The 12305-nt window shown below is 71.4% G+C and carries 10 protein-coding genes; 4 read left to right on the top strand and 6 right to left on the bottom strand.

Annotated elements, in window-relative coordinates; all coding sequences use genetic code 11:
- Positions 1-87 precede the first annotated feature (87 nt).
- Together IEY71_RS10320 and IEY71_RS10315 are read left to right on the top strand one after the other, a co-directional pair.
- A complete protein-coding gene (locus IEY71_RS10320) occupies positions 88-1398 on the top strand; it encodes an MFS transporter (protein WP_189085262.1) in 1311 nt (436 codons plus the stop codon).
- A gap of 9 nt (positions 1399-1407) precedes the next feature.
- Positions 1408-3018, top strand: a complete 1611-nt coding sequence (locus tag IEY71_RS10315) for a carboxylesterase/lipase family protein (protein ID WP_189085261.1) — start codon at positions 1408-1410, stop codon at positions 3016-3018.
- 37 nt (positions 3019-3055) lie between these two features.
- Here the strand turns inward: IEY71_RS10315 and IEY71_RS10310 are convergent, their stop codons facing one another.
- The 6 genes from IEY71_RS10310 to IEY71_RS10285 all read right to left on the bottom strand — a co-directional run bounded on the left by IEY71_RS10310 (position 3056) and on the right by IEY71_RS10285 (position 9810).
- Complete coding sequence (locus IEY71_RS10310; protein ID WP_189085260.1) at positions 3056-3775, bottom strand: polyprenol monophosphomannose synthase; 720 nt, start codon at positions 3773-3775, stop codon at positions 3056-3058.
- A 29-nt stretch (positions 3776-3804) separates the two neighbouring features.
- Positions 3805-5277: a peptide MFS transporter gene (locus IEY71_RS10305; protein ID WP_189085259.1), complete on the bottom strand. Its 1473-nt coding sequence runs from the start codon at positions 5275-5277 to the stop codon at positions 3805-3807.
- A 143-nt stretch (positions 5278-5420) separates the two neighbouring features.
- Positions 5421-6584, bottom strand: a complete 1164-nt coding sequence (locus IEY71_RS10300; protein ID WP_189085258.1) for a glycoside hydrolase family 1 protein — start codon at positions 6582-6584, stop codon at positions 5421-5423.
- An 89-nt stretch (positions 6585-6673) separates the two neighbouring features.
- Complete coding sequence (locus tag IEY71_RS10295) at positions 6674-7603, bottom strand: carbohydrate ABC transporter permease (protein ID WP_189085257.1); 930 nt, start codon at positions 7601-7603, stop codon at positions 6674-6676.
- A 1-nt stretch (position 7604) separates the two neighbouring features.
- Positions 7605-8528 (bottom strand): carbohydrate ABC transporter permease, encoded by a 924-nt coding sequence (locus tag IEY71_RS10290; protein WP_229781666.1) that lies wholly within the window; start codon positions 8526-8528, stop codon positions 7605-7607.
- A gap of 7 nt (positions 8529-8535) precedes the next feature.
- Positions 8536-9810 carry a sugar ABC transporter substrate-binding protein gene (locus IEY71_RS10285; RefSeq protein ID WP_229781665.1) on the bottom strand — a complete coding sequence of 425 codons (1275 nt, stop codon included), beginning with the start codon at positions 9808-9810 and terminating at the stop codon, positions 8536-8538.
- Between the two features lie 170 nt (positions 9811-9980).
- On the opposite strand from IEY71_RS10285, the gene IEY71_RS10280 reads away from it, so the two are divergent.
- Positions 9981-10646, top strand: coding sequence for a TetR/AcrR family transcriptional regulator (locus IEY71_RS10280; RefSeq protein WP_189085255.1), 666 nt, complete (start codon positions 9981-9983; stop codon positions 10644-10646).
- A gap of 132 nt (positions 10647-10778) precedes the next feature.
- Positions 10779-12305, top strand: a 1527-nt coding sequence (locus tag IEY71_RS10275) for a glucoamylase family protein (RefSeq protein ID WP_189085254.1), incomplete at its 3' end; no start/stop codon positions are given.

Here is a 12305-nt window from a genome sequence, read left to right as displayed (position 1 = left end):
CGCCACACTGATCACACAGATCCCGAACAGCACTAGGTATTCACACCACCACCCCACGCACCGGCCCACTCGACGATGAGGAGCCCCATGTCCATGCAGCCCCCGCTCGACCCCACCACCGAGCTCACCCCCACGGGCGCGATCTCCGCGAGCAAGCCGGTCCCCGGCGACCCGCCCGCGAGCCCGCCGCCGACGCGGCGCACCCTGCCCGGCATCCTGCTCGTCGCCCTCACACTCTTCGCGACGTACGGCGGGCTCATCGCCATCCTGCTGCCGATCCAGGTCGCCATGATCGACGAGGCGAACAAGGTCGCGAACCTCGCGATCGTCTCCACCGTCTCCTTCGTCTTCACCCTGTTCGCCCAGCCGATCGTCGGCGCGATCAGCGACCGCACCCGCACCCGTTTCGGCCGGCGCGCCCCGTGGATGGTCGGCGGCGCGCTCATCGGCGGCATCCTGCTGTTCGGCCTCGGCCTGCTCGACTCGATCCTCTGGGTGACGATCTTCTGGGTGCTGATCCAGGTCTCGCTGAACGCCCTGCAGGGGCCGCTCTCGGCGATCACCCCCGACCGCTTCCCGCGCGACAAGCGCGGTGCGGCGAGCGCGATGTTCGGCATCGGCACCCAGCTCGGCATGACGATCGGCGTCATGATCGCCGGGCAGTTCGCGACGAACTTCGGCATCGGCTACTCGGCGTTCGGCGTCGCGATCATCGTCGTCACCGTCGTCTACGTGCTCATCGACCGCGACTGGTCCTCGAAGGAGGCCGCGATCGAGCCGTGGAGCTGGAAGCGCTTCCTCGGCGGCTTCTGGGTGAGCCCGCGGCGACACCCCGACTTCGCTTGGGCCTTCGCCGCGCGCTTCCTGCTGATGCTCGGCTACTTCGTGGTCGCGGCCTTCCAGCTCTACATCCTCACCGACTACATCGGCATGTCCCTCGAGGGCGCGGCCGGGGCGACGGTCACGCTGACCCTCGTCTCCCTCGTGCCGACGCTCGTCGCGATCGCGCTCTCCGGCTGGTGGAGCGACCGGATCGGCCGCCGCAAGGTGTTCATCTACGTCGCCTCGCTGATCATGGTCGCCGGATTCGCGATGCCCCTGCTGTTGCCGAACATGACCGGCATGATCGCGATGGCCGTCATCAACGGCATCGGCTTCGGCCTCTACATGTCGGTCGACGCGGCCCTCATGAGCGAGGTGCTGCCCGGCGACGGCGCGGCCGCGGGCAAGGACCTCGGCATCCTGAACATCGCGACGAACATCCCCCAGGCCATGAGCGCCGCGGTCGCGGGCACCATCATCGGCGCGCTCGGGGGCTACCCGATGCTCTTCGTCTTCGGCATCGTGTTCGTCATCATCGCCGCGATCGCCACCGCCCCCATCAAGAGCGTGCGTTAGGAGCACTGCATGTCGCACACCCCCGCAACCGAGTCATCCGCCACCGCCGCCGGGGCCGCACCCGGCGCCGGCCGCACGCCGGCCGACGCCGCCGAGTTCGTCGAGGTCGACACCCTCGCGGGGCGGGTGCGCGGCCGCTGGCGCCCGACGGTGCGGCGCGCGGGCGACGCGAGCGGCGGCGGGGGCGCCGAGCGCTCGGCGGCGTTCCTCGGCATCCCCTTCGCCGAACCGCCCGTCGGCGAGCTGCGCTTCGCGGCGCCCGTGCCGAAGGCGCCGTGGACCGGCACCCTCGGCGCCCTGGAGTTCGCGCCGACGGCGCAGCGCGGCGACCCCGGGGTGACCCTCATCCCGGAGCCGAGCGTGCCGGGCGAGTCCACCCTGAACGTGAACGTCTTCACCCCGTCGCCCGCCACGCCTGCCGCGGGCGAGTCCGGGCTGCCCGTGCTCGTGTGGATCCACGGCGGCGGCTACTTCGCCGGCTCCCCCGCGAGCCCCTGGTACGACGGCCGCAGCTTCAACCGCGACGGCGTGGTCACCGTCACGATCTCCTACCGGCTCGGCTTCGACGGCTTCGGCTGGATCGCGGATGCCCCGTCCAACCGCGGCGTGCGCGACTGGCTGCTGGCCCTGGAGTGGGTGCAGCGCAACATCGCCGCGTTCGGCGGCGACCCCGGGCGGGTGACGATCGCCGGGCAGTCGGCCGGCGGCGGCGCGGTGCTCACCCTGCTCGGCATGCCGGCGGCGCAGCACCTGTTCCACGGGGTCTACGCCCTGTCGGGGGCGCTCGCCGACGTCGCCGCCGCACGGAGCGAGGCGTTCGGCCGGGCGCTCGCCGAGCAGGCCGGCGTCGAGCCGACCCGGGCGGGCTTCGGCAGCCTGCCCGAGGAGCGCGTGCTCGAGCTGCAGAAGCGGGCGACCGAGCTCGGGCCGGACTCGCTCGGCTCGATCATCGACGATGGGCTGCCGCTCGGCCCGACGATCGACGGCGAGCTGCTCGAGCGCCCCACACTGGAGTCGCTGGCCGCGGGGGTGGGCCGCGGCATCCCGCTCGTGCTCGGCGCGACCGACGACGAGTTCACGATGGCGTTCGCGGAGGCCGAGCGGAAGCTGCGCTGGGTGCCGAAGTCGCTGCTGCTGAAGAAGCTCGGCATGCCGAAGGACCGGCTGAAGCCGTACCTTCGCGCCAACGCCGACGTCGCCGCGAAGGGCACCGCGCGGATCGCCGGACGCTTCCTCAGCGACCGGATGTTCCGCACGGCGCTGCTGCGCGTCGTCGAGGCGCGCGACGCCGGCGCTGCCGCCTCGGGCCGCGCGGATGCCTCGGCCGGCACCTGGCTGTACCGCTTCTCGTGGCCCTCCGGCACCTTCGGCTTCGCCGAGCACTGCCTCGACGTGCCGTTCTTCTTCGACTGCCTCGACGGGCCCGCGATGGTGCCGCTCGCCGGTCCGAACCCGCCGCAGGCGCTCGCCGACGAGTTGCACACGGCCGCCGTCGCCTTCATCGGCACGGGCGAGCCGGGGTGGCCGACGGCGCACGGCCCGGCCCCGGCGGCGAAGGTGTGGGACGCGCCCTCGCGCGTGCAGCCCGACGCCTACGCCTCCGTCGGCCCGCTGCGCTGAGCCCCGCCCGCCGCGCTGGGCCCGTCCCCGCCCGCGCTCAGCGCCGGCGGAAGCGCGCCGCGACGCCCCAGCCGGTGACCCGCAGCATCGCCTCGAGCACGATCCCGAGGCTCATCTTCGAGCGCCCGAGCTCGCGCTCGACGAAGGTCACGGGCACCTCGACGACGTCGAGCCCGGCCTCGTGCGCGTGCCACAGCATGTCGACCTGGAAGCCGTAGCCCTTGGTGTGCACCTCGTCGAGGCGCATGCGGCGCAGCCCCTCCGCGCGGAACGCGCGGTACCCCGCCGTCGCGTCGCGGGTCGGCAACCGCAGCACCCAGCGGGCGTAGGCGCTGCCGCCGCGGGAGAGCAGTTCGCGGTACCTGGGCCAGTTCTCGATGCGGCCGCCGGGGATCCACCGCGAGCCGATGACGAGGTCGGCGCCCTCGCGGAGCGGCGCGAGCAGACCGCCGAGCTGCTCGGGCAGGTGCGAGCCGTCGGCATCCATCTGCACGATCGGGTCGTACCCCGCCTCGAGCGCCCAGGCGAAGGCGTCGAGGTAGGCGGCGCCCAGGCCCTCCTTGCCGGCGCGGTGCCGCACCAGCACCCGCTCGTCGGCCGCGGCGAGCTCATCGGCGAGGGCCCCCGTGCCGTCGGGCGAGGCGTCGTCGACGACGAGCACCGCGACGGCGGGCTCGGCCATGAGCACCCGGCCGACGATCGCGGCGAGGTTCTCACGTTCGTTGTACGTGGGGATCACCACGAGCGGGCTGGGCATCCCTCGAATCGTAACCGCTCGGTGGCCGCTCAGCGCACGCCGCGCATGAGCCGCAGCACGCCCCGGCTGCCGAGCGCGAGCGCGAGGCCGAGCACGATCGCGATGCCGCCCAGCACGCCGAAGTAGGCGACCTCCGTCGCGGCGGAGTAGAACTCCGCGAGCCGGCCCGAGATGGCCGTGCCGAGCGCGACCGAGAGGAAGAACAGCGCCACCATCTGGGTGTGGAACACCTCGGGTGCGAGCTTCGTCGTGACCGACAGCCCGACCGGCGAGAGCAGCAGCTCCGCGACGGTGAACACGAACAGGATGCCGACGATCGCGAGCAGCGGGGTCGAGTTCGGGCCGCCGCCCGCGAAGGGGATGAACAGCAGGAACGCGACGCCCATGATCGCCGTGCCGAGCGCGAACTTCACGGGCGTCGAGGGCTGCCGGGCGCCGAGCTTCGTCCAGATCGCGGCGAAGACGCCCGAGAGGATGATGATGAAGATCGGGTTGATCGACTGCACCCACGACACCGGCATCTCCCAGCCGAAGACGTCGCGGTCGAGCTGCTTGTCGCTGTAGATCGTGAGCACGGTGAACTGCTGCTGGTACAGCGACCAGAACGCGACGCTCGCGACGAACAGCGGGATGAAGCCGACGACCCGGCTGCGCTCCACCGCGGTGATGCGGCGGCTCGACAGGATGACCGCGAAGTACGCGATCGCGGCGACGATCGTCGCACCGATCACCCAGACGACGAGGTTCTCCGCGGTGATGAGCCCGGTCGCCACGAGCACCGCGATGACGACGACGCCGGCGACGCCGACGCCGATCGCGAGGCCGATGCGTCCGCGGGGCAGCGGGTTCGGCACGACGGATGCCTCGGCCGGCAGCCGCTTGCGGCCGAAGGAGTACTGCACGAGCCCGATCGCCATGCCGAGCGCGGCGAGCCCGAAGCCCCAGTGGAAGCCGAGGGTCGACTGCAGTAGCCCGGTGAGGATCGGGCCGAGGAAGCCGCCGAGGTTGATGCCGAGGTAGAAGAGCGAGAAGCCGGCGTCGCGGCGCACGTCGTCCGGGGCGTAGAGGGTGCCGACGACGCTCGTGGCGTTCGCCTTCAGGCCGCCGGAGCCGAAGGCGACGAGCACGAGCCCGACGCCCACGCCGAGGAAGCCCGGGAGCAGGGCGAGCGCGAGGTGGCCGGCCATGATGACGATGGCGCTGAAGAACAGCACCCGCTCGCTGCCGAGCAGGCGGTCGGCGATCCAGGCGCCGAGGATCGTCGAGAGGTAGACCCCGCCGCCGTAGGCGCCGACGATGCCCGCCGCGGCGGCCTCGGGCATGCCGAGGCCGCCGTCGGCGACCGAATAGTAGAGGTAGATGAGCAGGATGCCCTGCATGCCGTAGAAGCTGAACCGCTCCCACATCTCGACGCCGAAGACGTTCGCGAGCGCGCGCGGCTGCCCGAAGAAGCCGTGGTCGTTCCGGGCGTCGGGCTCGCTCGTCGCGCGCTGATCCCCCATGCCGTTCACCCTACCCCGCCCCGATTTCCGACTTGCCCGACTTTCATGAAAGTCGGGCAACCCTGGGGGTGGATTCCGACTTGCCCGACTCTCATGAAAGCCGGGCAAGTCGAGAGCGGGGTGTTCGCGGGCGCGCCGTCGCGTCAGCCGAGGCGGCCGGTGCGGGCGACCTCGCCGAGCCAGGCGAGGCTCGGCTTGGGGCGGCGCTCGAAGGTCTCGCGGTCCCAGGCGATCAGGCCGAAGGTGGGCGCGAAGCTGCCCCACTCGTAGTTGTCGAGGGCCGACCAGTGCAGGTAGCCGCGCACGTCGACGCCGTCGGCGAGGCATCCGGCGACCGTCTCGAGGGCGCCCCGCGTGTAGCCGATGCGGCGCGCGTCGTCGGCGGTCGCGATGCCGTTCTCGGTGACGTAGACCGGCACGCCGCTGCGCGCCCAGGCGTTGCGGATGCCGTCGCCCACCGCGGGCGGGTAGTACTCCCAGCCGGTGAGGGTGCGCTCCGCGCCCTCGGGGATCGGCAGGGGCCCCTCCGGCCCGATCTTGGTGCGGGTGTACGCCTGCACGCCGACCCAGTCGTCGCCTTCGGCGGCGTCGAGGAACACGTCCTCGCGCGAGCGGCCGTAGTCCGCGGCCACCTGCTCCGCCCCGGGCTCTGGCTGGTAGGCCTGCGTCGCGATCGTCCAGCCGGCCTTCGCGCCGGCGCCGCGCACGAGCTCGACCGCGCGCCGGTGCGCCGCGATGAGCCGCTCGGTCACGTCCGGCACGCCCGGCGGCAGGCCGATCGAGGGGAAGCCGACCGCGGGATCCGCGAGCACCGAGACCATGTTCGGCTCGTTGATCGTGCAGACGTGCTCGACGTCGTCGAGGATCGGCAGCGCCGCCTCGACGAAGCGGGCGAAGTGGTCGACCGAGGCATCCGTCAGCCAGCCGCCCTCCCGCGCGAACCAGATCGGGTTCGTGAAGTGGTGCAGCGTCACCGAGGGCTCGAGCCCGAGCGAGCGGGCGGTGTCGACCATGCGCCGGTAGTGGTCGAGCATGGCGCGCGAGACGAAGCCACGCTCGGGCTCGATCCTGGCCCACTCGATGCTGAAGCGGTAGGCGTTCAGCCCGGCGTCGGCGAGCAGCGCCATGTCCTCCGGGTAGCGGTGGAAGCTGTCGGCGGCGTCGCCCGAGGGCTCGGCCACGGGCGGCCCGGGCAGGTGCCCGTGCTCGCGCTGCCACCAGTCGGAGTTCACGTTGTTGCCCTCCACCTGGTGGGCCGCGGTCGCGGCGCCCCAGAGGAAGCCGTCGGGGAAGGCGGGGTTTGTCATGCGGTGCTGGTCTCCTCAGTCGGTCGAGTCGGTCGAGTCGGATCGGTCGGATGGGGTCGCACGCCGGATGCCCCGTCGGCGACCGGGGGTCACTTGATGCCGGTGAGGGCGATGCCCTGCACGAAGTAGCGCTGCAGCACCACGAAGACGGCGAGCACGGGCACGACGACCACGACGGCGCCGGCCATCATGAGGCCGTACTGCGCGGCGTTCTGGCCGACGGAGTAGAGCGCGAGCGCCACGGGCAGCGTGTACTTGTCCTCGCTCGTGGCGACGACGAGCGGCCAGAGGAAGTTGTTCCAGCTGGCGAGGAAGGTGAGGATCGTGAGCGTCGCGACCGCCGGCCCGCAGAGCGGCATGATCACCCGCAGGAAGATGCGCCACTCGCTCGCCCCGTCGATGCGCGCCGCCTCGATCAGCTCGTCGGGCAGGGAGAGCATGAACTGGCGCATCAGGAACACCCCGAGCGGGGTGATCAGGAACGGCAGGATGAGCCCCGGGTACGAGTTCACGAGGCCGAGGTTCGCGGTGAGCACGAACAGCGGCACGAAGGTCACGACGCCCGGCACCATGAGGGTCGCGAGCACGAGGCCGAAGAGCAGCCGCTTGCCGCGGAACTCGAGCTTCGCGAGCGCGTAGCCCACCATCGACGAGAACACGATGTTGCCCGCGGTCACGAAGAACGCGACGATCAGGCTGTTCGCGAAGTAGTTCGCGAAGTCGAGCCGGCCGAACAGCTGCGCGTAGTTGTCGAGCGTCGGATCGATCGGCCAGAAGTTCGTCGGGTGCTGCCGGATCTCGGCGTTCGTCTTGAACGAGCCGAGGATCATCCAGACGAACGGCATGACCATCGCGACGAGGCCTGCGGCGAGCACGAGGTAGAGCCACCAGCGGCGCGGGCCGCGGCGTCGCCGGGGCGGTCGCTCGCTCGTGCGGGGCGCGGCGGCGCCGACGGGCGGGACGACGGATGCCTCGGCCGCGGCGCCGGCCGCGGCGGGCGGGTCGGTGAGCTGGGTCATGTCAGTCCTTCCGTCCGAGGAAGCGGAACTGGATGAGCGAGAGCGCGACGATCGCGAGGAACAGCACGTAGCTCGCGGCCGAGGCGTAGGAGTAGTTGCCGAAGCCGAACTGCTGGTACGTGTACATCGCGGTCGAGAGGGTCGAGTCGAGCGGGCCGCCGCGGGTCATCACGAAGGGCTCCTCGAAGAACTGCAGGAAGCCGATGCCGGTGATGACGGCGGCGAACAGCAGGGTCGGCCGGAGCGCCGGCAGCGTGATCGAGCCGAAGCGCTGCCAGGCGTTCGCGCCGTCGACCATGGCCGCCTCGTGGTGCTCCTTCGGCACGCCCTGCAGGCCGGCCAGGAAGATCACCATGAGCGTGCCGATATTGCGCCAGACCGCCATCATGATGAGCGAGGGCAGCGCCCAGCTCGTGGACTGCAGCCAGTTCGGGCCTTCGATGCCGAACCAGCCGAGGAAGGCGTTCAGCAGGCCGTCGGGCTGCAGGATGAACCGCCAGACGATCGCGATCGCGACGATGCTCGTGACGACCGGGGCGTAATAGCCGACCCGGAACACCGTGCGGAACTTCGCGATGCCGGTGTTCAGCGCGAGCGCCACGGCGAGCGCGAGCGCCATCGTCACGGGCACCCCGACGAGCACGAAGATGCCGGTGTTCAGCAGCGAGCGCACGAAGCGCGGGTCCTCGAAGAGGCGCAGATAGTTGTCGAGGCCGACGAGGTTCACGTTGAACGGGGTCTGCAGGTCGCGCGTGGTGAGGTCGGTGAAGCTCATCCCGAGCGAGGCCACGATCGGGCCCGCCATGAACACGAGGAAGAGCACGACGAACGGCGCGGCGAAGCCCCAGGCGACGAGCGTGGCGCGCCGGCTCCGGCGCCGCGCCGCACGGGCGCGGGCCGGGGCCGGCGTGGGCAGGGCGGTCACGACCGGATCACTGCCCCGTGCCGATGGACTCGGCCTGCTGCTGCACCGACTTCAGCGCGTCGTCGACGCTCGTCTCGCCGCGGGTGACCTTCTCGAGCTCCTGGTCGATGACGGCCGAGACCTGCGCCCAGGTGGGGATCGCGGGCGGGGCCTTCGAGTCGGTGAGCTGCTCGCCGAAGACGCTCAGGTAGGGGTCGTCGGCGAAGGTCGGGTCGTCCCAGGCGGCCTCGACGCTCGGCAGGTCGGTGGAGACGTCGTACCAGGCGATCTGCGTCTCGGGCTGGCTCAGCCAGCGCACGAACTTCCACGCGGCATCCCGGTTGTCGCTGTCGTCGAAGACGGCGAGGTTGCCGCCGCCGGTGAAGCTCGTGCGGCTGTCGGCGCCGGGCACCATCGCGACGGCGAACTGCTCGGCGAACGCGTCGCCGCCCTGCTCGAGGAGCAGGCTCACGTGGAACGGCCCGCTGAAGAAGGAGCCGACCTCGCCGGAGATGAACTTCTGCTCGATCTCGCCGCCCTCGAGGCGCACGGGCTCGGAGATGCCGTCCTCGAAGAAGCTGGCGTAGAACTCGAACGCCTCCTTCCACTCCGGGCTGTCGAGGGTGAAGGTCTCCCCGTCCTCGGCGAGGATGTCGCCGCCCTGCTGCCAGGCGAGCGGTGCGACGTACTGCCAGGAGTCGAATCCGCCGGGCGGCAGCGAGACGCCCGAAGCGGCGCCCTGCTCCTGCAGGGCCTTCGCGAAGGCGTGGTACTCGTCCCAGGTGGTGGGCGCCTCGACCCCGGCGGCCGCGGCGAGGTCGGTGCGGTAGTAGAGCACGCGGGTGTCGACGTACCAGGGCACGCCGTAGGCGGTGCCGTCGACGACGGTGGTGTCCCAGGAGCCGTCGAAGAAGCTGTCCTCGTCGACGAGGCCCTCGGGCGTGGGCTCGAAGGCGCCGGTGGCGGCGAACTCGCCGACCCAGGTCGTGCCGAGCATCGAGATGTCGGGGGTCTCGCCGCCGGCGATGGCAGTGGCGATGCGGTCGTGCGCGCTCTCCCAGGGCACGGCGGTGACATCGATCGTGACGTCGGGGTTCTCCTCCTCGAACTTCTCGGCGAGCTCGCCGAGGACCTCGCCCTCGTTGCCCATCGCCCAGATCTCGACGGTGCCCTTCGCGGGCTGCTCGTCGATGGCGCCCTTGCTCTCGGCGCCGCCGTCGGCGCCGTCGCTGCGTCCGCAGCCGGCGAGCACGGTCGCGCCGACCGCCATGACGGCGCCCGCGAGCAGGGCGCGGCGCGCCACCCGGTGTGATCTCCATCGATTCATCGTTCGGCCTCCATCGGTCGTGGTCCGCGCGGCACGGGGGTGTGCTCCGCCGGATCCGGTCGGGCGTGCTGCCGCGACCGGCCCACCATAACCCAAAAACCTTACATCCGATAGGTTTTCGCATGAAGGTGCGATAGATTCGCTCCATGCAGGACGACGAAGTGCAGCGCGAAGCCGCCGCCGGCGCGACCCCGGGGCATCCCGGCACCCCCGCCCGCCCGCGCGGCGCGCGGGGCAGCTACGCGAAGGGACAGGCAAAGCGGCAGGAGATCGTCGACGCCGCCCTCGTCGTCTTCGGCCGCAGCGGCTACCACAGCGGCTCGCTCCGCGAGATCGCCAAGCGCGTGAACCTCACCCCCGCCGGCCTCATGCACCACTTCTCCGGCAAGGAGGAGCTCTTCACCGAGGTGCTCCGCCAGCGCGACGCGCACGTGCAGGCGGCCGCGGGCGACGTCTCGGAGTCGACGTTGCTCGAGCAGGTGCGCAAGGTCGTCGCCTACAACCAGACCACCCGAGGGCTCACCTCGCTCTACACGGTCATCTCGGCCGAGGCGACCGACAGCGAGCATCCCGCGCACGAGGAGTTCGCCCGCCGCTACGCCGAGTCCGAGGCCTCCTCGAGTCGGGTGCTCGCCGACGCGCAGCGCGACGGACTGATCCGCGCGGACATCGACCCCACGAGCGCCGCCCGGCTCATCTCGGCCGTGATGGACGGCCTGCAGCAGCAGTGGCTGCTCGACGACTCGGTCGACATGACCGCGCTCTTCGACGAGTTCGTGCGCGGCTACCTGCTCGCCCCGCCCACCGCCTGAGCGCACGTCACCGCGCCGGCACATCGGCGCTCGCAGCGACCCCGAGCCATCCATCCGTCTCAAATACCTTGCACTTGTTCGGTTTTAACGAGAGGCTGCCTTCGTCCCATCCGCACGAACGAAGGAGTTCCCATGCGAACGAGACTGCGCGCCCTGCTCGGCGGGGCGCTCGCGCTCGCGCTGCTCGCCCCCGCCACCGCCGCGAACGCCGGCCAGGGCGACCGCGGCGGCGGCGAACGCGACACGCTGCTGCGCTACGCCGCCGACACCTGGACGTCGATGGCGGCGATGACCGACGACGACACGGGGCTCGTCGCCGACCACATCGACGGCGCGCTGAGCACGCCGAGCGGCTACACGAGCCCGACGAACATCGGCGGCTCGCTCTGGTCCACCGTCGTCGCGCGCGACCTGAAGCTCGTCTCCCGCAGTGAGGCGCGCGAGCGGATGGCCCGCACCCTCGACACCCTCGCCACCATGGAACGGCACGAGCCGAGCGGCATGTACTACAACTGGTACTCCCCCGTCGACGGCTCGAAGCTCACCAGCTGGCCCACGGACGGCAGCGCGGTGCATCCCTTCCTGTCCACCGTCGACAACGGCTGGCTCGCCGCCGCCCTGCGCGTCGTCGCCTCCGCCGAGCCGCGCCTCGCGAAGCAGGCCGACGCGCTCTACGCGAGCATGGACTTCGGCTGGTTCCACGACCTCGAGGCCACCCCCGAGGCGGGCATCAACCGCGGCGGCTTCTGGGTCGAGCCGCCGCCCGGCTGCTCGGTGCCCGGCAACTACGGCGACGACGGCCCCGAGGTGTACTACACGTGCCACTGGTACGACACGACCGTGAGCGAGGCGCGCATCGCGACGTACCTCGGCATCGCGAACGGGCAGATCCCCGCGGAGTCGTACTACGGCACGTTCCGCACCATGCCCGAGCGCGGCTGCGACTACGCCTGGCAGGAGCAGAAGCCCACCGGCGAGTGGCGCGAGTACCTCGGCGTGCCCGTCTACGAGGGCGTGTACGAGTACCGCGGCATGAAGCTCGTGCCGGCCTGGGGCGGCAGCATGTTCGAGGCGCTCATGCCCGATCTGTTCATCCCCGAGGCCGACTGGGGCGAGGACTCCTGGGCGGTGAACCACGAGGCGACCGTCCGCGCGCAGATCGAGCACGGCCTGGACGAGGCCGGCTACGGCTACTGGGGCTTCTCGCCCAGCTCGGATCCGTTCGGCGAGTACCGCGAGTACGGCGTCGAGGCGGTCGGCATCAGCGCCGACGGCTACGCGAGCGACGTCGAGCGCACGAACGTCGACGCCGGCTACGAGGGATGCCGAGAGGCGACGAACCCCGAGCCGGACTTCGGCGACGGGGTGGTCACGCCGCACGCGGCGTTCCTCGCGCTGCCCTATGCGAAGGACGAGACGCTCGCCGACCTGGCCGGCCTGGAGCAGGAGCTCGGCGCCTACGGCCCCGGCGGCTTCTACGACGCGGTCGCGGTCGGCAGCGGCACGGTCGCCGAGCGGTACCTGAGCCTCGACCAGTCGATGATCATGGCCGCGATCGGCAACGAGCTGCAGCGCGACCGGCTGAAGGACTACTTCGTCGACCGCGAGTTCGAGCGCGCCGTGCGCCCCCTCGTCGAGGCGCTGGAGTTCGGCTCCGAG

The sequence above is a fragment of the Agromyces mediolanus genome (assembly GCF_014648575.1).
Taxonomy (GTDB): Bacteria; Actinomycetota; Actinomycetes; order Actinomycetales; family Microbacteriaceae; genus Agromyces; species Agromyces mediolanus.
The sequence above is the reverse complement of the archived record's forward strand: the minus strand, read 5'-3'. Positions and strand labels throughout refer to the sequence as shown.

Excerpts from the sequence above, each read along its gene's own strand:
- IEY71_RS10320 (WP_189085262.1), top strand. The coding sequence starts at position 88 with ATGTCCATGCAGCCCCCGCTCGACCCCACCACCGAGCTCACCCCCACG.
- IEY71_RS10315 (WP_189085261.1), top strand. The coding sequence starts at position 1,408 with ATGTCGCACACCCCCGCAACCGAGTCATCCGCCACCGCCGCCGGGGCC.
- IEY71_RS10310 (WP_189085260.1), bottom strand. The coding sequence starts at position 3,775 with ATGCCCAGCCCGCTCGTGGTGATCCCCACGTACAACGAACGTGAGAAC.
- IEY71_RS10305 (WP_189085259.1), bottom strand. The coding sequence starts at position 5,277 with ATGGGGGATCAGCGCGCGACGAGCGAGCCCGACGCCCGGAACGACCAC.
- IEY71_RS10300 (WP_189085258.1), bottom strand. The coding sequence starts at position 6,584 with ATGACAAACCCCGCCTTCCCCGACGGCTTCCTCTGGGGCGCCGCGACC.
- IEY71_RS10295 (WP_189085257.1), bottom strand. The coding sequence starts at position 7,603 with ATGACCCAGCTCACCGACCCGCCCGCCGCGGCCGGCGCCGCGGCCGAG.
- IEY71_RS10280 (WP_189085255.1), top strand. The coding sequence starts at position 9,981 with ATGCAGGACGACGAAGTGCAGCGCGAAGCCGCCGCCGGCGCGACCCCG.